At 73.0% G+C, this 19,049-nt stretch carries 16 protein-coding genes; 5 read left to right on the forward strand and 11 right to left on the reverse strand.

Annotation, left to right across the window (positions count from 1 at the left end; translation table 11 throughout):
* Positions 1 to 40: 40 nt before the first annotated feature.
* Positions 41 to 2,677 (reverse strand): DEAD/DEAH box helicase, encoded by a 2,637-nt coding sequence (locus ABD286_RS15680; protein WP_344195150.1) that lies wholly within the window; start codon positions 2,675 to 2,677, stop codon positions 41 to 43.
* 82 nt (positions 2,678 to 2,759) lie between these two features.
* On the opposite strand from ABD286_RS15680, the gene ABD286_RS15685 reads away from it, so the two are divergent.
* Positions 2,760 to 3,809, forward strand: coding sequence for a GNAT family N-acetyltransferase (locus ABD286_RS15685; RefSeq protein WP_344195151.1), 1,050 nt, complete (start codon positions 2,760 to 2,762; stop codon positions 3,807 to 3,809).
* 66 nt (positions 3,810 to 3,875) lie between these two features.
* Entirely contained in the window at positions 3,876 to 6,158 is a 2,283-nt protein-coding gene (locus ABD286_RS15690; protein WP_344195152.1) for an ATP-dependent DNA helicase, read from the forward strand.
* 16 nt (positions 6,159 to 6,174) lie between these two features.
* Here ABD286_RS15690 and ABD286_RS15695 read toward each other — a convergent pair whose 3' ends face one another.
* Positions 6,175 to 6,693 (reverse strand): hypothetical protein, encoded by a 519-nt coding sequence (locus ABD286_RS15695; protein ID WP_344195153.1) that lies wholly within the window; start codon positions 6,691 to 6,693, stop codon positions 6,175 to 6,177.
* Positions 6,694 to 6,794: 101 nt separating this feature from the next.
* The gene (locus ABD286_RS15700; RefSeq protein ID WP_344195154.1) at positions 6,795 to 7,145 is read right to left on the reverse strand and encodes a hypothetical protein; all 351 of its coding nucleotides are present in this window, start codon (positions 7,143 to 7,145) and stop codon (positions 6,795 to 6,797) included.
* 18 nt (positions 7,146 to 7,163) lie between these two features.
* Here ABD286_RS15700 and ABD286_RS15705 point away from each other — a divergent pair, with 18 nt between their 5' ends.
* The 3 genes from ABD286_RS15705 to rpsT all read left to right on the forward strand — a co-directional run bounded on the left by ABD286_RS15705 (position 7,164) and on the right by rpsT (position 9,141).
* Positions 7,164 to 7,643: an XdhC family protein gene (locus ABD286_RS15705; RefSeq protein WP_344195155.1), complete on the forward strand. Its 480-nt coding sequence runs from the start codon at positions 7,164 to 7,166 to the stop codon at positions 7,641 to 7,643.
* Positions 7,644 to 7,692: 49 nt separating this feature from the next.
* Positions 7,693 to 8,664: a DNA polymerase III subunit delta gene (gene holA / locus ABD286_RS15710; protein WP_344195156.1), complete on the forward strand. Its 972-nt coding sequence runs from the start codon at positions 7,693 to 7,695 to the stop codon at positions 8,662 to 8,664.
* A gap of 216 nt (positions 8,665 to 8,880) precedes the next feature.
* A complete protein-coding gene (rpsT, locus tag ABD286_RS15715; RefSeq protein ID WP_344195157.1) occupies positions 8,881 to 9,141 on the forward strand; it encodes a 30S ribosomal protein S20 in 261 nt (86 codons plus the stop codon).
* 126 nt (positions 9,142 to 9,267) lie between these two features.
* Here rpsT and ABD286_RS15720 read toward each other — a convergent pair whose 3' ends face one another.
* From ABD286_RS15720 to ABD286_RS15755, 8 genes are all read right to left on the reverse strand, one after another.
* Positions 9,268 to 10,128, reverse strand: a complete 861-nt coding sequence (locus ABD286_RS15720; RefSeq protein WP_344195158.1) for a lysozyme — start codon at positions 10,126 to 10,128, stop codon at positions 9,268 to 9,270.
* Between the two features lie 140 nt (positions 10,129 to 10,268).
* Positions 10,269 to 10,901 (reverse strand): type II toxin-antitoxin system PemK/MazF family toxin, encoded by a 633-nt coding sequence (locus ABD286_RS15725; RefSeq protein WP_344195159.1) that lies wholly within the window; start codon positions 10,899 to 10,901, stop codon positions 10,269 to 10,271.
* Between the two features lie 30 nt (positions 10,902 to 10,931).
* Entirely contained in the window at positions 10,932 to 12,668 is a 1,737-nt protein-coding gene (locus ABD286_RS15730; protein WP_344195160.1) for a phosphotransferase, read from the reverse strand.
* Positions 12,665 to 13,831, reverse strand: coding sequence for a glycosyltransferase (locus tag ABD286_RS15735; protein WP_344195161.1), 1,167 nt, complete (start codon positions 13,829 to 13,831; stop codon positions 12,665 to 12,667). Before ABD286_RS15735 ends, ABD286_RS15730 begins: the two co-directional genes overlap by 4 nt.
* Positions 13,828 to 15,063, reverse strand: coding sequence for a glycosyltransferase family 4 protein (locus ABD286_RS15740; protein ID WP_344195162.1), 1,236 nt, complete (start codon positions 15,061 to 15,063; stop codon positions 13,828 to 13,830). Before ABD286_RS15740 ends, ABD286_RS15735 begins: the two co-directional genes overlap by 4 nt.
* Complete coding sequence (locus tag ABD286_RS15745) at positions 15,060 to 16,826, reverse strand: ABC transporter ATP-binding protein (protein ID WP_344195163.1); 1,767 nt, start codon at positions 16,824 to 16,826, stop codon at positions 15,060 to 15,062. The genes ABD286_RS15740 and ABD286_RS15745 overlap by 4 nt, the downstream gene beginning before the upstream one ends.
* Entirely contained in the window at positions 16,823 to 17,947 is a 1,125-nt protein-coding gene (locus tag ABD286_RS15750) for a hypothetical protein (RefSeq protein WP_344195164.1), read from the reverse strand. Before ABD286_RS15750 ends, ABD286_RS15745 begins: the two co-directional genes overlap by 4 nt.
* Positions 17,948 to 17,998: 51 nt before the next feature.
* Complete coding sequence (locus ABD286_RS15755) at positions 17,999 to 19,048, reverse strand: phosphotransferase (protein WP_344195165.1); 1,050 nt, start codon at positions 19,046 to 19,048, stop codon at positions 17,999 to 18,001.
* Between the last annotated feature and the right edge of the window lies 1 nt (position 19,049).

Consider the following 19,049-nt stretch of genomic DNA (forward strand, 5'->3'; position numbering starts at 1 on the left):
CTGCCCGAGCCGGGTCCACCCGTCCACCGGGTTTCGGGCGTCAGAGGCGGCGGAACGCGGTCGTGAGGACGACGGGTTCGCCGGCCTCGTCGGAGGCGTCGAGGTCGACGGTCGCCTCGATGACCCAGTCGTGGTCGCCCTCGGGGTCCTCGAGGGTCTGGCGGGCCAGCCAGAGGCGGTGGTCGCCCTCGGGCTCGTTCTCGCCGGGCGCGGGACCGGTGGTGGTGGAGAGGTGCAGCAGGCCCGGACCTCGGGCAGCGCCGTCGGTGCCGATGGTGTCGTGCTCGGCGTAGTAGGCACCGAGGGCCTCGTCCCAGGCCGCCTCGTCCATGATCGCGTGGCGCGGCGGCTCGGGAATCGACGCCGCCGCCTCCTCGAGGGCGGCCAGGTCGCGGAACCTGTCGCGTGATGCGAGTTCGACGCGACGGAACATCGCGTTGCGCACCATGACGCGGAAAGCCTTCTCGTTGAACGTGATCGGTCGCCCCGCGCGCGTCCCGCCGTGCGCGGCGAGTCGCTCGAGCTCGTCGAGCCGGGCGTTCGCGTCGGGGTCGGTCAGCGCCTCCCACTCGTCGAGCAGCGAGGAGTCGGTCTGGCGGACGGTCTCCCCGAGCCACTCGTGCAGGTCCTCGAAGGCTTCGCTGCGGTGGGCCTCCGGCACCGTCTGGCGCAGGGTCCGGTAGGCGTCGGTGAGGTAGCGCAGCACCAGGCCCTCGGAGCGTGCGAGCTGGTAGTACGACACGAACTCCGTGAACGTCATGGCGCGCTCGTACATGTCACGCACCACCGACTTGGGCGACAGCGCGGACTCCGACACCCAGGGGTGGCTCTGCCGGAAGATCTCGAACGTCGCGTCCAGCAGCTCGGCCAACGGCTTGGGCCAGGAGACGTCCTCGAGCAGCTGCATCCGCTCCTCGTACTCGACGCCGTCGGCCTTCATCTCGCCGACGGCCTCGCCGCGCGCCTTGTACTGCTGCTGCATGAGGATCTGCCGGGGGTCGTCGAGGATCGCCTCGATGACCGAGACGATGTCGAGGGCGTGCGTCGGAGACTCGGGATCGAGGACGTCCAGGGCCGCCAGGGCCAGCGGTGCCAACGGCTGGTTCAGGGCGAAGTCGTCGGCGAGCTCCTCGCGGACGGCGATGGTGCGGCCGTCGGAGCCGGGCGGGTCCACGCGGTGCAGGACGCCCGTGTCGAGCAGGCTGCGGCCGAGGGTGATGGCACGGCGGGCGAGCCGGGCCTGGTTGCGCGGTGACTCGTGGTTGTCGCGGATCAGCTTGGCGAGCGCGGTCACCGGGTCACCGGGGCGCTGGACGAGGTTGAGGATCATCGAGTGGTCGACCCGCATCCGGGACACGAGCGGCTCGGGGTCGGCCGCGACGAGCTTGTCGTAGGTCTGCTCGGTCCATGAGACCTCGCCGTCGGCGGGCTTGCGGCGCTGGACCTTGCGCCGCTTCTTGGGGTCGTCGCCGGCCTTGGCGAGGTTCTTCTCGTTCTCGATGATGTGCTCTGGGGCCTGGACGACGACCGAGCCGCTCGTGTCGTAGCCCGCCCGACCCGCGCGCCCGGCGATCTGGTGGAACTCGCGCGCCTTGAGGATCCGCTGGCGCGAGCCGTCGAACTTCACCAGCCCGGTGAACAGCACCGTCCGGATCGGCACGTTGATGCCGACCCCGAGGGTGTCGGTGCCGCAGATGACCTTGAGCAGTCCGTCCTGCGCGAGCTGCTCCACGAGCCGGCGGTAGCGCGGCAGCATCCCGGCGTGGTGGACGCCGATCCCCGCACGCACGAGGCGGGACAACGTCTTTCCGAACCCTGCGGTGAAGCGGAACCCGGCGATCCGCTCGGCGATCGCCTCCTTGTCGGCCTTCAGCGCCGACTTCATTCCGATGAGCGCCTGCGCCTGCTCCAGCGCCGACACCTGGGTGAAGTGGACGATGTAGACCGGCGACTGGTGGGTCGTCAGCAGCTCCTCGATCGTCTCGGGCAGCGGCGTCATCGCCCACGAGAAGCTCAGCGGGATCGGTCGCTCCGTGCCCGTCACCAGAGCCGTCGAGCGGCCGTTGCGCCGGGTCAGGTCCTCGGCGAGCTCGGTCATGTCGCCGAGGGTCGCCGACATGAGGAGGAACTGCGCCTGCGGCAGCTCGAGCAGCGGCACCTGCCACGCCCACCCGCGGTCGGGCTCGGCGTAGTAGTGGAACTCATCCATGACGACCAGCCCCACATCGGCGTCCTTGCCCTCGCGCAGCGCGATGTTGGCGAGGATCTCCGCGGTGCAGCAGATGATCGGGGCATCGGGGTTCACGGACGCGTCACCGGTGAGCATCCCGACCTCGGAGGCCCCGAACACCTCGCACAGCGCGAAGAACTTCTCGCTCACCAGGGCCTTGATCGGCGCTGTGTAGAAGCTCACCCGGTCCTCGGCGAGCGCGGCGAAGTGCGCGCCCGTGGCGACGAGCGACTTGCCGGAGCCGGTCGGCGTCGACAGCACGACGTTCTCCCCGGCCAGCAGGGAGATCAGCGCCTCGTCCTGGTGGGGGTAGAGCGGGAGCCCGCGCTGCGCCGCCCAGGTGGAGAACGCGTCATACGCCTCCTCGGGTCCGGCCGCGGCACCGTCGAGGAGGTCGGGCAGGGAGGGGGCGGCGGCTACCGTGGGATCGGCGGGGTCGGTGCTCATCACCGCCCATCCTCGCAGGCCCGGAACTTGCCTGGACCTCGGCCGGGCCCACCGTGTCGGCGGGCCGTGCTTGGCTGGTGCCATGGCCTTCGAGACCACCACCGCACGGCTGCGGTTGCGGCGCCCGACCGAGGCGGACCGCGCCTTCCACTCCGCCGTGCACAGCGACCCGCGCCTCCACACCCACGCACCGCACGTGCTCGGCACCCCCGGGACCAACGCGAAGTTCTTCACGTCGATCCTGGCCCATTGGCAGGACCAGAACTTCGGCTACTGGGTGGCCGAGGACCTCGAGACCGGTGTGCCGCTGGGTTGGGTCGGCGTGAAGCAGCAGGACGGATACCTCAACCTCTACTACCGCTTCACCCTCGAGGCGCAGGGCCGCGGCCTGGCTCGCGAGGCGGCCCGAGCGGCGGCGACGATGGCGACGCAGTGGCAGCCGCACGACCCCGTGCGCGCCCTGGTCAAGGACCACAACACCGCGTCCGTGCGGACGGCGGAGTCGGCCGGCTTCGTCCGGACCGGGGAGCGAGTCGTGCTCCCCGACGACCTCCCCGACGAACCCGCCTCGGCGGTGTTCGAGGCGCCACGGGTGACGCGGGTCGACGCGCTGAACGAGACGGTGCGCCGCGAGGTGCTTGCCCTGTGGACCGCCGTGAACGACGCCGGGGGAGCGGTCGGCTTCCTGCCCGGTGCCCCGGTCGAGCGGGTGGCGGAGGCGCTCACCGCGCACGAACGGCAGATGGGGGCGGGTGACGCGGTGGCGGGGGCGCTGCGCGAGCCGGACGGCACGCTCGTGGGCTGGGCGTGGTGGGTCAGGACGCCCAACCCCCTGCTGCACCACGGCCGCTGGCTCTACCGCGTGATGGTCGACCCCACGCGGCAACGCCGCGGTCTGGGCCTGCTGCTCATGGCCGGGATGCACCGGATCGCGCGCGAGGACGACGTCGAGCTGCTCCAGCTCGGCGTGCGCAGCGGCTCGGGGGCGAGCGACTTCTACGCGCAGTGCGGCTACACCGAGGTCGGGCGCATCCCGGGGGCGATCCGGGTCGCCCCGGGCGACGACCGTGATGACGTCACCATGGCCCGCCGCGTCGACGGCGCACCGCTGCGACCGCACGGCGGCACCTGACCGGGGCCCGGTGAGCCCTGGGGACGGTTGACACCGGGGGCCGGCCGCACGGCATACCCTGTCCCGGTGGCTTCCCTCGACGAACTCCTGCACGCCGCCGTCCAGGGAGTGGGTGGGGTCAAGCGCCCCGGCCAGGTCGAGATGGCGCACGCGGTCGCGGACGCGATCACCAAGGACGAGCACCTGCTCGTCCAGGCCGGCACGGGCACCGGCAAGTCCCTCGCCTACCTGATCCCAGCGGTCATGCACGCCCAGAAGACCGGCAAGCCCGCCGTCATCGCCACGGCGACGCTCGCCCTGCAGGCCCAGATCGTCGACCGCGACATGCCGCGCCTCGCCGAGGCGATCACGCCGATCCTCGGGCGCCGACCGACCTACGGCCTGGTCAAGGGCCGGCGCAACTACCTGTGCGCGCACAAGCTGGAGGGCGGCTTCCCCGACGAGGAGGAGGGGCTGTTCGGCGTCGGCGAGGTCGACAAGGCGGCCTCGCGCCTCGGGCAGGAGGTCGTGCGCCTTCGTGAGTGGGCCGACACCACCGAGTCCGGCGACCGCGACGAGCTCGTCCCCGGTGTGAGCGAGCGGGCCTGGCGACAGGTGTCCGTGAGTGCGCACGAGTGCATGGGCAGCAAGTGCCCGGCGTTCGCCGACTGCTTCGTGGAGCGCTCGCGCGAGGCCGCCAAGGAGTGCGACGTCATCGTCACGAACCACTCCTTCATGGCGATCGACTCCTTCGAGGGCCGCCAGATGCTGCCCGAGCACGACGTCCTGGTGGTGGACGAGGGCCACGAGCTCGTCGACCGGGTCACCTCGACGATCACCGACGAGCTCACCGGCCCGATGGTCACGGCTGCTGCCAAGCGCGCCGGCCGGATGGCCGACTCCGCCGAGACCGTCGACGACGCGGCCGACTTCCTGGCCGGCGTCCTCGACGAGCTGCCCGAGGGCAAGCTCGGCGGCATCCCCGACTCGCTGGCCATGGCGCTGGCGCGCGTCCGTGACACCTCCCGCCAGGTGATGACCGAGCTCAAGCCCGAGAAGGGTGTCGAGGCCGACGGCGCCCGCAAGGTCGCGCAGGCCGCGATCGAGGAGGTCTTCGAGAACTCCTCCCGCATCCTCGAGGAGCGCGACCTCGACGTCGTCTGGCTCAACCGCGACCCGAGGCGCGGGTCGGTGCTCCGGGTGGCTCCGATGAGTGTCGCGATGTTGTTGCGGGACAAGGTGTTCGGTGACCGCACCGTCGTCATGACCTCGGCCACGCTCGAGCTCGGCGGCACGTTCGACGCGGTGGCCGGGACGATGGGGCTGCGTGGCGAGGGGGCGCCCGAGTGGCGCGGCCTCGACGTCGGCAGCCCGTTCGACTACCCCCAGCAGGCCATCGCCTACGTCGCCCAGCACCTCCCCGCGCCGGGTCGCGACGGCATCAGCGACGCGACCCTCGACGAGATCGAGGCCCTCATCCGGGCCTCCGGCGGCCGGGCGCTCGGCCTGTTCTCGTCCATGCGCGCGGCGCGCGACGCGACCGAGGCGATGCGCGAGCGGTTCGACGGCGAGATCGGGTTCCTCTGCCAGGGCGAGGACCAGATCACCACGCTCGTGCGGCAGTTCGCCAAGGACCCGAAGACCTGCCTGTTCGGCACACTGACCCTCTGGCAGGGCGTGGACGTGCCGGGGTCGAGCTGCCAGCTCGTCATCATCGACCGGATCCCGTTCCCGCGACCCGACGACCCGCTGTCCTCGGCCCGCGCCCAGGCCATCGCCCGCATGGGTGGCAACGGGTTCATGGCGGTCTCCGCCACCCACGCGGCCCTGCGGCTCGCGCAGGGAGCCGGCCGCCTCATCCGCCGGGCGGACGACCGCGGCGTCGTCGCCTTCCTCGACTCCCGCATGATCACGGCGCGATATGCCGGGTTCCTCCAGAAGTCGCTCCCGCCGTTCTGGCCGACCACCGACCGCGACCGGGTGCTGGCGGCCCTCAAGCGGCTCGACGAGACGGCTGCCCCGCCGCTGACCGTCCACGAGCCCGCGCTGCGCGGGGCGACGGGTGCGGTCATCGGGACGACGATGGGCCGCACCGGCGAGGACGCCGCAGAGCACCCGCGTCCCGCCGAACCCGCTGCCGACCCACGACCGGTCGCGCAGGACCCGCCACCCGCGGACACCTCCAGGACCGCTGTGACGCAGGGCCATGCGTGGACGCCGGAGTCCGACGAGGAGCTGCGCGACGGGGTCGAGCTGGGCCTGGACCTCGCCGAGCTCGCCGAGAGCCTCGAGCTGCCCGAGGACGTCATCGCGGCCCGTCTCAAGGGCCTCGGCCTCGAGACCGGTGCCGCCGCCATGCAGTTCGAGTAGGGCCGGGCCCTGCGCGTCAGTCGAGGTACAGCGTGAACTCCCCGGGCGCGCCGTAGAACTCGATCCAGCCACTCCACTCCTCGTCACCGTCCACGGTGCCGTGGCAGTCGGCCGCCGAGCCCTCGTCGAGCCTCAGCACCGTCTGGCACTGCACGCCGCCGGGCTCCACCTCGGCGCCGTCCAACAGGAGGCTGTCGACCACGGCGTACGCGATCCGGTCGCCCGAGAGCTGCTGCCCGACCACCGCGCCCGGCACCGTGCCGTCGTACTCGCCGTAGCCGCCCGCGAAGTCCGAGGGGTCACCGCCGAACCCTCCGGCCCCGAACGGCACGAGCAGGGCGACCACGGCGACCGCCAGGGCGACCAGGGCCACGAGCAGCGCGCCCCCGGCGAGCCAGAGCGGCAGGCTGCTCCCGCGCTGAACGCCGGTCTGGGGGAGGACGGCGTGCTGTTGGTGACCCCCCGTCGGGTGCTGGCCCGTCGTCGGGGTCGCCCAGACGCCGGGGGGAGTGGGCGGGGAAGGGGGCTGGCTCATAGTTCGTTCCTTGCAGGCGGCGGAGCCGACAGGGTGCCACGCGCGGTGATCCGGGCAGGCAGGTTTCAGGAGGTTCCGGACGTTGGTACCGGTCCAGCCGCTCAGCCGGAGGTGCGGTCGAGCAGTTGCAGCAGGTCGTGCGCAGCGAGCTCGACCTCCTTGTGCCGCCACTCCGACGCGCGGTAGACGCAGGCGATGAGGGCGCTGCGGTGCACCCGCCGAAAGTCCCCGACGGCGAAGGCGAACCGCCCCTTCGTCTCGTCGGTGGCGCCCCCGGTGAGCCCGAGGTGCCACGCGCCGTACGCCTCCCAGTCGTGCTTCTCGAGGTAGGCGTTCTGGGCCTCGGCGTCGGGCTGGACGTCGCCCCACGAGCTGTCGAGGACGTACTGCTTCGCCTCGATCAACCTCGTGACGTGCTCGACGGCTGCAGAGTTCACCGTGTACTTCGCCATACGGGTGATACTGGCCCCATGGATGGCTCCCCGCACCTGCTGCTCGTCGGAGACGGACCGGTCGTCGAGGCCCTCGAGGCGCTGTGCGTCCCGCTCGGCTGGATCACCACGGTGTCGTCCGAGCAGGTGGCGGTCGACCCGGCTTTCGACGCGGTCGTCGTCACCAGCCACCACGAGGGCGTGGACGGACCGGTGCTGCGCGACGCGCTCGCGGCGGGCACGGCATACGTCGGCGCCATGGGCTCGCGCAAGACCCAGGCGCGGCGCCGCGAGTGGCTGCTGGCCCACGACGTGTCCGAGGAGGCGCTCGCCACCCTGCACGCGCCGATCGGGCTCGACATCGGTGCCCAGGCGCCGGGGGAGATCGCCGTCGCGGTCCTGGCCGAGGTGGTGTCGGTATGGCGCGGCGCAGCCGCCGCCGTCACGTCGGTGTCCGACCGCGGTGGGGCGATCCACCCCGACCTGGCTCCCGGCGAGGCCTACTGCCCAGGCGGCTGATGCGCCACGCAGCGAGGGTGGTGTCGCTGCCGCGTGGGAGGGTGGTCCCGTGACCACCACTGCGACGTCCGTGCCGCCGCTCGTGCTCATCACCGGCCCGGAGCAGGTCATCGCCGACCGTGCGCTGAGCTCGACCCTGGACGAGCTCCGGCAGGCCGATCCCGAGCTCGAGGTCGTCCGCCTCGACGCGGCGACCTACGAGGCCGGCTCCCTGGCCATGCACGCGAGCCCCTCCCTGTTCGGCGGGTCCAAGGCGATCGTCGTGCACGACCTCGACGAGGCGCCCGACGAGCTGCAGCTCGACCTGCTCGCGTTCCTCGCGGCGCCCGAGCCCGACGTCACCCTCGTGGTCACCCACAAGTCGGGACAGCGCGGCAAGAAGGTGCTCGACACCATCAAGAAGGCGCAGTCCCGGGTCATCGAGGCGCCGGCGATCAAGTCCGACCGCGACAAGGCGGAGTTCGCGACCCACGAGTTCCGGCGGGCGGGCCGCAAGGCCACTCCCGACGCCGTCCGCGCGCTCATCGAGGCGGTGGGCAAGGACGTCCGCGAGCTGGCTGCCGCCTGCCAGCAGCTCGTCGCCGACACCACCGGCACGATCGACGAGCAGCTCGTCGCGAAGTACCACGGGGGCAAGGTCGAGGCGACCGGCTTCCGGGTGGCCGACGCGGCTGTCGCCGGGAACGCGGGGGAGGCCCTGCGCCTGCTCCGCCACGCCATCGCCACCGGGGTGGACCCGGTCCCGATCGTGGCGGTGCTCGCCCAGCAGCTGCGCCAGCTCGTCAAGGTCGGCGCCGCCGGCCGGGGCCGCTCCGCCGACGTCGCCCGCGACCTCGGCATGGCGCCGTGGCAGGTGGACAAGGCCCGGCGCGGGCTGTCGGGGTGGGGGCCGGAGGGGCTCGCCGACTCGATCCAAGCGGTGGCGGCGGCCGACTTCGAGGTGAAGGGCGGCGGCCGGGACCCGGTCTACGCCGTCGAGCGTGCCATCCTGACGATCACCGCAGCCCGCCACGGACGCTGACCCCCAACCGACCGCCACTGACCGCCGTTGGGTCCGACGGGCACGTTTTGGGGCTGGGGCCCTCGCGCTGGTAGATTTACCCGTCGCGTGCGCGCATGGTCGTGTGCGCATGCAAGCACCACCCAGAGCGTCTCAACCACGGGTGCCCCACGCCCGGTCCCGAGATGCTTCTGCCGCCCTCTAACGGCAACCACCGACCAACCAAGAGAGACACACGTGGCAAACATCAAGTCCCAGCTCAAGCGGATCAAGACGAACCGCACGGCGACCGAGCGCAACAAGGCCGTCAAGAGCGAGCTCAAGACCTGGATCCGCAAGTTCCAGACGGCCGCTGCGGCGGGCGACAAGGACGCGGCCCAGCAGGCGCTCAAGGCTGCGTCGACCAAGCTCGACAAGGCCGTGAGCAAGGGCGTCATCCACGCCAACCAGGCCGCCAACAAGAAGTCGGCCATGGCGAAGAAGGCCAACTCGATCTGATCGAGTCCCTGACATCTCGAAGGGGCCCGCTCACCTCACGGTGAGCGGGCCCCTTCGTCGTCCCCACCGGAGTGCCCAGCCGACGGCGACGAGACCGGCTGGGTGACAGCCGGAGCAGAGGACGACTCAGCCGAGCGCCAGCCTCTGCAGTCCTGCCAGGTCGCCGTTGAAGTAGTCCTGGTCGACGGGGTTGTCGCTGTACTGCCAGAACGTGTAGTACGACCATCCGGCCGGGAGGGTGCCGGGCGTGGTGTTGTAGCGCGCGATCCAGAGCGGGTTGGTCGCCCCGAACTGGCTGGTGTTACCGGTGCAGGTGGTCCACCAGCTCGTCGTCGAGTAGATGACGGCGTCGCGGCCGGTGCGGGCCTTGTACCGCGACGTGAACGCCGCGATCCAGCTGGTCATCGCCGCCTGGCTGAGGCCGTAGCAGGTGGCGCCGTACGGGTCGTACTCGATGTCGAGCACGCCGGGCAGCGTCTTGCCGTCCGCGGACCAGCCGCCGCCGTGGTCGACGAACCAGTCGGCCTGGGCCGTTCCGCTGGAGTTGTCCGGCAGGGCGAAGTGGTACGAGCCGCGGACCATCCCGACGTTGTACGACCCGTTGTACTGCTGGGCGAAGTAGGGGTTCTGGTACGTCGTGCCCTCGGTCGCCTTCACGTAGGCGAACTTCTTCCCCTGGCTCCAGTAGCTCGCCCAGTCGACGTTGCCCTGCCACTTGGACACGTCGATGCCCGGGGTCTGCGTCGCCGCGGCGAGGGTCGAGGCGTCGGCGGCCTGCTTCTGGGTCGGTGCCGCCGTGGTGGAGTCCTGCGACCAGCCCATGAAGGCGTCGCCGCCCCTCGCGATGCCCGCGCGCTGGGCGTGGTCGGTCGGGTGCGGCGCCCCCGAGCTCGCCGTGGACGGTGCCGCACCGGCGGTCGTCGCGGCGAGCAGGGTGGCGGCGGCTGCGGCCAGGGTGGCGGCGCGGTGCCGTCGGCTTCGCTTCATGGGGTCCCCTTCGGGTGGGTCCGGATCGTCGAACACCGCAAAAGGTACAAACCGCCGCAGGGTCACGGGGTCAAGGAACGGTGAGGGGTTGCCATGCTCCGGGTCAGGACTCGCCCATCGGTATGCCGCCGCGGGGCCCCTCAGTGCAGGGCACGGACCGCGGTGGCCACCTCGTCGAACCTGGCACGGTCGAGCGTCGCCCCCTCACGCCGCACCGACGCGGGGTCGACCCGGATGACGCGGTCGAGGCGGACCTCGCTCGGCCGGCCCTGCCGGTCCCAGTCACCGCTGCCGATGTCCTGCCACTGCGGCCCGCGGCGGGCTTCCCGGGCGCCGTCGCGGTCGTGGTCCTTGCTCGTGAGCATGAGGCCCAGGAGCCAGCCGCCGTCGCGGCCCACGAGGAGCACCGGTCGGTCCTTGCCCTGGCGGTGGTCCTCCTCGTACGGCACCCAGGTCCACACGATCTCGCCGGGGTCGGGGCGCCCGTCCGGGTTGGCGGCATACGTCAGGTCCGGGAGGCCGGTGAAGTCGCCGGGGTAGTCACCGCCGACGCCCCTCCTTGGGGCCGTCGAGCGGGAAGTGGTCGATCGAGGACGCGTCGAGTCTGGTCGGGATGTGCGGGGCCGGGGCGCGGTCGACGTGCCTGGTGTCGACGTGCCGGGTGTCGACGCGCGGGAGGACGACGTGCGGTTGCGGACCCAGCGCAGCGCGCCGTCGCGGACGGCCCGTCCGAGGACCTGTGCCAGCTGCTCTCCGAGCCCGCGTCGCGCCATGGCCGCCACGCTACCGGGGGATGGGTCGTGTCAGGCGAGGAGAAGCTGGGTCCGGGCCTCCGCGAGGATCGTGCGGACAGCCCCGGAGTCGGAGGCGAGGGCGCTCCAGCCGTGGGCGATCCGCACGAGGGCCAGGGCCCGGTGGAAGGCGAGGACGCGCGCCTCGGGCACGGCGCCGGGAGCGTATCGGCCGTAGGCCGCGGTGAAGGGCTCGGACAGGGCCCACGACTCGTCGACGGGGCGGCCGGCCAGGACGTTCGTCGTCCAGAGCCAGGAGCCCCAGTACGCCACGTCGCGGGCCGGTGCAGCCAGCTGGAGACGGTCGAAGTCGATCAGCGCCAGGCCCGTCGGGGTCCGCAGGACGTTGCGCGGCGAGAAGTCGCCGTGGGTCAGCACGGCCCGTCCTTCGTCGGGTTGTCGGCCCATCGCCTCGTCGAGGGCGACGAGCGTGGCGGTGAACTCCGCCGCAGTGGGATCGTCCTTGCGGTCGCGGGCCTTGCGGGCGGCGGACCGCACGAGCCGGTGGAGCGGTCGGGCGCGCTCCACCCCGACCGCGCTGGCGTGCAGGTCGGCCAGCAGCCGGGCCGCCTCGTCGGCGACCACCAGGCTCGACCCGAGGTCGCCTCGCGTGGCGACCGGTTCGCCCGGGAGGAACTCCATGGTGAGCGTGTGGCGCTGGGCCGAGAAGGCCAGCGGGCGCGGCATACCAGGTCGGGGGCTGCGCCCGGCACCGAATGGCGATGCCCAGAGCTGTTCCATGACCTCGTGCACCTCGCTGCCTGCCCCAGCGCGGTACTCCTTGAGGACCACCGGCGCCGCACCGGGACGCTCCTCGATGCGCACCGGTCGGTCGGTGTGCCCCGTGACGACGGTGATCGTCCGGGGTTCCGGCGCGGTGAGGGTGGGGCCGGCCATGGTGAGCAGGGCGTCTCGCTGGGGCAGGTCGTGGTGGCGGGTCTCGGCCAGGCCGGCCAGCCGGATCAGGGCCAGCTGCACCCATTGCTCCAGGCCGGCGGGGGTGGCGCCGTAGGCAGACAGGAACGCGCGCACGGCGGTCTCGACGAGACAACTGGCCCGGCCATGCACGAGCGCCTCACGACGCAGGTGGGCCACCATGTTGCCGACGTCGAGCCCTGCGGGGGCCATGGCGGCGTCGTCGAGGTCGATCAGCCGCACGGTGTGGTCGAGTGTGAGCACGATCTGGCGGGGGTGGAAGTCGCGGTGGGAGGGCACCAGCGGCCCGGTCCGCAGGGGGCGGTGCTGGGCCCCCCAAGCCACCGGCAGGAGGGATGCAGGAGCCCGCCGGACCAGCTGGTCCACCTCGTCCTGCCAGGTCCAGCTGCGGTCGAGCTCGGTCCCGGACTGGTGCAGCCGCGCCAGGGCGAGACCGGCTCCGCTGGCGCCGACGAGGAACTGGTCGTCGTCGACGATGTCGAGCACCTGCCCAGGTGTGTAGGTCAGTACCCCGACGTGCCCGTTGGCGGCGACCCCGAGCGACGCGGGGGTGATCGCGGCGAGGCCGGCCCGCCCCATGGCCTCGAGGCGTCGATGGTTGCCCCGGGCCCGCGGTGAGGAGAAGACCTTGACCACCAGCGGGGTGCTCTCGCGCTCGGCGAGCAGGGCCGCCCGCCTTCCCGGCAGGTGGCGCAGCATGGCCGTGACCTGCAGCCCGGGGTCGAGCAGCTGGTGCTCGTGGCGGGCCGCGTCCAGGTGGGCGGCGAGCACCGGGTCGTCGGCCAGCAGGGCTCGGCCGGGGTGGGTGGTCATGGGACTGCGACTCCTGTCCGTGTCGTGAGGGTCAGGATCTGTGACGCGCGGGCCCGCCACCCGCACCGGTCGAAGGCCAGCGTCCTGGCCCGGTCGGCGCGGTCGGCGGCCCCTGCGTCGGAGACGGTCGAGCGGATGCCCTCGGCGAGTGCCAGTGGGTCACCGGGCTGGACGAGCAGACCCGAGCCGTACTCGTCCACCAGAGCCGAGATCTGGCCCAGCCGGGAGGCCACGAACGGCAGTCCGGCCGCGAGGTACTCGTAGAGCTTGAGCGGGGAGAACGCGAAGTCGTCCAGCTCGGGGTAGGGCGCGAGCCCGAGGTCCGCGGACCGGACCGCCGCCACGGCGTCGGTGTGCGACAGCGCCCCCGTGAGGACGACCCGGTCGCTCACCCTGCACTGCTCGGCGAGCCGTTCGAGCTCCAGGCGACCGGGTCCGTCGCCCACGACGACGAGGCGGACCTCCCGGGGAGCATGGGGCAGGGCCCGGACGGCGTGCTCGACCCCGTGCCACGGACGCAAGGTGCCGACGAACACGGCCACCCGTTCCCGCCCCCCGACGCCCCAGCCACCGCGCACGGCATCACGGTCGACCTCCGCCTCGAACAGCTGCTCGTCGAACCCGTTGGGGACGGTGTGGACCCGTTCGCCGCGGACCTCGCGCACCGCCTGCGCGACCTCGTCGCTGACGGCGACGACCTGGTCGGCGCCGCACAGCGTCAGCTCCTCGCGTCGCACCGCCTCCTCGACATGGTGCAGCCCGCGCCAGCGGGACTGCTCACGGCTGAGGATGGCGTTGACCTCGAGGACGTGCTCGGCACCCGTGGCGTCGGCGAGCGCCAGGCCCGCCGTGCCGAACAGCGAGAGCCGTTCGTAGACGACGTCCGGCGCGAAGGACACGGCCACGTCGAGGCCGCGCGTCGCGAACTGCGCGGTGAGCGCCAGCTTGTTGAGCTCCTGCTGGCGGCCCTCGGCACGGCCGGGGTGGGAGAGCAGCCAGGTGCGGCAGTCGACGTCCGGCGCGTCGTGCCCGGCCACCCCCATGAGCAGCACCTCGTGCCCGAGCTGCGCGAACGCCCGGGTCACGGCCCCCAGGTGCAGGGCGGCTCCCTTGGTGCCGGGGACGCGGACGCCTTGGTCGGTGCAGAGGACGAGGATCCTCACGACGCCACCTGCGACCATGTGCGCTGCAGCTGCGCGGCCGAGGCCGCGGGGTCGTATGCCGCCCGCACGAGGTCGCGTCCCTGCCCACCCAACCGGCGGGCCAGGGAGGGGTTGCCGCGCAGCTCGGACAGGGCGCGGGCCAGGGCAGGCGGGTCGTCCGGCGGGACGATCAGGCCGGTCTCGCCGTGCCGCACGAGCTCGGGGATGCCGACGACGTCGGTGGAGACCACGGGAACCCCGCGGGCCAGCGCCTCGACGAGAACCGTGGGGAGGCCGTCGCGGTCACCGTCCTCGTCGATGCGGCACGGCAGCGCCACGACGCCGGCGCGGGCATAGCTGCGCTCGACGACGCCGGCCGGCTGCGGCCCCCACCACCGGACCCGGTCGCCCACCCCGAGGTCGGCGGCGAGCGCCATGAGCTCGGCGTCGAGGGGGCCGCCCCCGATCACCTCGAGCCGCAGCCCCTCGTCGTCGACGGCGGCCAGGGCCAGCGCCCGCAGCAGGGTGTCGATGCCCTTCTTCGCGACGAGGCGGGAGACGCACAGCACCGGTGCCGCGCGGTCACCGACGCCGTCGAGGTTGACCTCACCCAGGGCCACGCCGTTCGGGACGTGGCGCAGCAGCGGCCGTCGAGCGGGACCCAGCACCGTGCCGAGGTGCTCGAGGTTGTAGGCCGACACCGTCACCACGGCCGAGGCCCGAGCCAGGCGCAGCGGCAGCTCCTCGACGTTGTCGCGGTGGTACAGGTCCTTCGCGTGGACGGTGACCGACGAGGGCACCCCGGCCATCGCCGCGGCCGGAACGCCGACGTCGCAGGCCGCGGTAGCGAAGTGGCAGTGCACCTGGGTCACGCCCTCGGACCGGGCCCGGTCGGCCACGAGGACGGACAGGCCGAGCTGGCGCCACACCTTGCGCGCCAGCGCCTGGTCACCGGCTCGGCGCAGCCGACGGACCCTGCGGGCCGCCCGCAGCACCTCGGTCGCCAGGGGGACGGGTCGTCGGACGGCGAGGTGCGCCGCGGCGACCAGCACGTGGCGCCGAACGGGCCGCCGGGGCAGGTACCGCACCAGCGCCCTGACGCGGTCGACCTCGGGGTGGCGCGGCTCGTCCTCCGGGGGGAGCAGCGCGTCGACGAGGACGGTGACGCCCCGCGCCTCGACGCCGAGGATCTCCCGCACCACGAAGGTCTCGCTGAGCCGGGGGTACCGCTTGAGGACGTAGAGCACCTTCACGACCGTCCTCCTGCCGTGACCGTTCCACCGTGGTCGGCGAGGTCACGGAAGGGGCCCGGCCGGGCGGCGAGCTCCTGCGGCGTGCCCAGCTGCACGATGCGCCCGCCGTCGAGGACCGCGACACGGTCCGCCCGCCGGATGGTGGAGAGCCGGTGCGCCACGATGAACGTGGTGCGGTCCGCGGGCAGGTTGGACAACGCCTCCACGAGGGCCGCCTCGGACCGGCCGTCGAGGGCCGACGTGGGTTCGTCGAGGATGAGGATCGGGGCGTCACGGAGGATGGCGCGGGCGATCGAGACCCGCTGCCGCTGGCCACCGGACAGGCTGGCCCCACGCTCGCCGACCATGGTGTCGAGCCCGTCGGGGAGCCGGTCGGCGAACTCGTCGACGAGCGCCAACCGCGCGGCCCGGGCGACCTCCGCGTCGGTGGCGCAGGGGCGGCCCACGCGGATGTTGTCGGCCAGGGTCGCCCTCATGAGCACGCAGTCCTGCAGGACCATGGCCACCTCAGAGCGCAGCGACTCGACACGGTAGCTGCGCACGTCGAGGGCATCGACCCGGACGCACCCGCGGCGCGTGTCGACCAGTCGCGGGATCAGCGACACCAGCGTGCTCTTGCCCGCTCCGGTCGGCCCGACCAGGGCGATGGTCTCACCGGCAGCGACGGCGAGGTCGATGCCGCGCAGGACGGGCTCGCCGCCGTAGTCGAAGTGGACGTCGCAGAACTCCACGCTGCCACGCAGTCGCCGCGCGTCGAGCGCCCCTGTGCTGTCACGGATCTCGGGCACCGTCGCCAGGACCTCCTGGACCCGCTCGCTCGCCGCGGTGCCCTTGGCGAAGGTGGTGCTCACGCGGGAAAGCGCCTTGAGCGGCTTGTACAGGGTGCCGAGGTAGGAGACGAAGACGAGCAGTGCGCCGAGGGTGATATCGCCGTCGATGACCCGACCCGCGCCGAACCACAGCACGACCGCGGCCGACAGGGCGGCCGTGAGGTCGACCATCGGGCTGAACCGGGCCTGGACCCTCGCCGACTCGAGTCCGGCGTCCAGGCTCGTGCGGGTGAGCTCGTCGAACCGTGCCCGCTGCGAACGCTCGAGGGTGAACAGCTGGACGATGCTCATCAGGCCCAGGCTCTCTGTGGCGGCCGCGGCCACCTGCCCGTCGGCCTTGCGGGCCCGGCGGCTGCTGGCCTTGAGCTGGACCGTGGAACGGTGCACGGCGAAGACGAGGAACGGGGTCAGCGCCAGGGCCACGAGGGTGAACGCCGGGTCCATGAACAGCATCACGCCGAACATCCCGACCACGAGCATGACGTTGGGGGCGATGACGGCCAGGGCCTGGACGATCATGTCCTGGGCCCGGTCGACGTCACTGGTGACCCGCGTCGACAGGTCCCCGACCCGCTGGGAGCCGTGGAACCCCAGCGACAGCCGGTGCAGGTGGGAGAACACCACCCCGCGGACGTCGGCCGACATCCGCAGCCCCGCGGTGGACAGCAGCCTGCTCGACCAGTAGTCCAGGCTCGCGGCGAGGCCGACCACGACGAGCAGCAGCGCGACGGCGAGCAGCAGCACAGTGGAGCGGTTCTCGATGCCGGCGAGCGGGGTCCGGTCGGGGGAGACGACGTGGTCGACGACGATCCGCAGCGGCCACGGCTCGGCCAGGCGGACGATGACCTCCGCGACGGCGAGCAGGGCCCCGAGCAGGAGCATGCCGCGGTAGCGGGCGGCATACGGCCGGAAGGTGCGCAGGGCCTCGATCATGCGACACCCACCGCCACCGCGCCGGCGAGGGACAGGAGGTGGCCCACGGCGACGTCGGCGCCGTTGGTCCGGATGCCTGCCCGGCGCAGGGCACCGGGGGCGAGTCGACGTGGCTGGCGCAGCATCCACTCGACGTCGCTCACGGTCGCGTCGCCGTCGAGGACGTCGGCCAGCCCGAGGTGGGCCAGGCGGGTGGCCCGGATGACCTGCTCGCGCCGGGGCTGGACCCGCGGCACGAGGATGGGGCGCAGGCCCGCGGCCAGCGCCTCGTACGTCGAGTTGTAGCCGGCCATCTGCAGGCAGGCCGCCGCGCGGACGTACAGCTCGCCGCAGTCGGGGACGCTGGCGACGACGCGGACGTGGGCCTGGCTGTCGGTGGGGCGCCCCTGCGCGGCGGCCGGGCCCATGACGAGCACCGTCTCGCGCAGGCCGGGGGTGAGGGTCAGGTGCGCCCCGAGCTCCCCGACGGCGCGGCCGTCCGCGCCGCCGCCGGAGCAGACCAGCAGCAGGTCACGCCGCGAGCGACTGGGCCGCGGGGTGTCGACGACGACGCCGCAGTAGGTGAGGGGCAGGTCCAGTCCGTACTCATTCTGGTGGTCGCACAACAGGGGGGTCCCGTAGACGAGGACCTGGTCGAGGAGGTCGGCCGCGCCGTCCCAGTCCGGCCCCGCGAGCTCGCGGCGGACCGTGGCCGGGTCGTCGAGGACGTCCCGCAACCCGAGGACCACGGCCGCGCCCGCCCGCTTGGCGAGCCGCAGCCCACGGCGCCACTCCCCACCGACGCCGAACGGGTGGCGGTCGACCACGACGACGTCCGGGCGGACCTGCTCCACGACCGCCGCGAACCGTTGGGAGCGCTCGGCGAGCACCTCGGCGAGCGGTCGCCCGGCTCCCTCGCGGTGGCCGGAGGCCCCCTTCGTGACGGAGGGGACCCGCTCGATCGTCGTCAGCCCGTCCTCGAGCCAACCCAGCCGGCTCGAGATGCCCGTGACCACCGTGACGTCGGCGCCGGGCGCTCGGCGGTGGACCGCGGCAGCCAGCCGAACGTTGCGGCGGGCGTGGCCCAGGCCGTAACCGTCGTGCGACACCAGCAGGACGCGGGGGCCGGCGGGTGAAGTCATGGCCGCGACGCTAGGGCGACGGCGGTAGCAGCCACCACGTGTCTCTTGGTACTAAGACCACCCACGGCGGGTGGCGAGGAGGTCGAGGCAGAGCTGGCCGAGCAGGCGCTGGTGGTCCCGCAGGGCAGCCAGCGTCGGCGGTGGTGGTGCCGGGTGGCCTGCGTGGGTGAGCATGTACCCCGCGAGCACCGCGAGGAACGCGTCGATGGCCTCGGGGTCGGCGTCCCGGGTCAGCGGCGACGACTCGGCCAGGGCCGCCACGTCGATGCCGTCCCTGGCCATGAGCGGCCACAGGCCGACGAAGTCGGCCCAGGCCGGTCCTCGGGTGACCCAGTTCCAGTCGACGACGCGGATCCGCCCGGAGGTGTCCAGCAGGAGGTTGTCGGGGCGCAGGTCGGAGTGCACGAGGTGCTCGCCCTCGAGCAGCTCCCCGGCCAGGTGCCCCAGGGCCGCGACCTGTGCCGTCTGGTGCGCCGGCAGGGGCGTGACGTGCGCGGGCCAGGCGCGGGTGCCGGCGGCGAGCTCGTCGAGGGTGGCGCGGGCGACCGGGTCGCCCCCGACATCGGTGGCCAGCGACGAGGTGGTGATCGCGGCGACCTCCGCCGGTGGCACGGCGGCGAGCGCGCGGCAGGTGTCGTGGACGAGGGCGACCTCGGCCTCGGTCCACGGGATCCCGGGCATGCGCCCGTCGATCGCCTCGAGGACGATGACCTGCCACAAGTCGCCGTCCGCTCCGGTGTCGTCCGCTCCCGTGACGTCGTCCGTTCCGGTGGTGCGGTCCGGCACGGTGGTGCTGCCGGCGCCGATGAGCGCCGGTGCCGTGAGCCGGCCGGCGACGCGGTCCAGCCGGCCGAGGACCGAGGCCTCCTGGGGGAGGGCGACCCGGGCGTGCGGCGCGGCCGGCCCTGCCGCCTTGGCGAAGACCCGGCGCCCGTCCGCGAGCTCGAGGACGGCGGCGAAGGCGCCGGTGAAACCCGAGGTGACGCTGGGGCGTGCCACCGCGACAGGCGACCCGGCCACCGAGGCGAGCAGCCTGCACACCTCGTCGGGCAGGTCGGCGAACTCGGGGCGGCGCGACGTGCGGTGGTAGTCGACCCCCACG

The organism is Pedococcus aerophilus (assembly GCF_039532215.1).
Taxonomy (GTDB): domain Bacteria; phylum Actinomycetota; class Actinomycetes; order Actinomycetales; family Dermatophilaceae; genus Pedococcus; species Pedococcus aerophilus.

Coding starts and splice junctions, on each gene's coding strand:
- ABD286_RS15700 (WP_344195154.1), bottom strand. CDS start 7,145: ATGGCGAAGTACACGGTGAACTCTGCAGCCGTCGAGCACGTCACGAGG.
- ABD286_RS15680 (WP_344195150.1), bottom strand. CDS start 2,677: ATGAGCACCGACCCCGCCGATCCCACGGTAGCCGCCGCCCCCTCCCTG.
- ABD286_RS15730 (WP_344195160.1), bottom strand. CDS start 12,668: ATGACCACCCACCCCGGCCGAGCCCTGCTGGCCGACGACCCGGTGCTC.
- ABD286_RS15695 (WP_344195153.1), bottom strand. CDS start 6,693: ATGAGCCAGCCCCCTTCCCCGCCCACTCCCCCCGGCGTCTGGGCGACC.
- ABD286_RS15705 (WP_344195155.1), top strand. CDS start 7,164: ATGGATGGCTCCCCGCACCTGCTGCTCGTCGGAGACGGACCGGTCGTC.
- ABD286_RS15750 (WP_344195164.1), bottom strand. CDS start 17,947: ATGACTTCACCCGCCGGCCCCCGCGTCCTGCTGGTGTCGCACGACGGT.
- ABD286_RS15725 (WP_344195159.1), bottom strand. CDS start 10,901: ATGGCGCGACGCGGGCTCGGAGAGCAGCTGGCACAGGTCCTCGGACGG.
- ABD286_RS15745 (WP_344195163.1), bottom strand. CDS start 16,826: ATGATCGAGGCCCTGCGCACCTTCCGGCCGTATGCCGCCCGCTACCGC.
- ABD286_RS15685 (WP_344195151.1), top strand. CDS start 2,760: ATGGCCTTCGAGACCACCACCGCACGGCTGCGGTTGCGGCGCCCGACC.
- ABD286_RS15720 (WP_344195158.1), bottom strand. CDS start 10,128: ATGAAGCGAAGCCGACGGCACCGCGCCGCCACCCTGGCCGCAGCCGCC.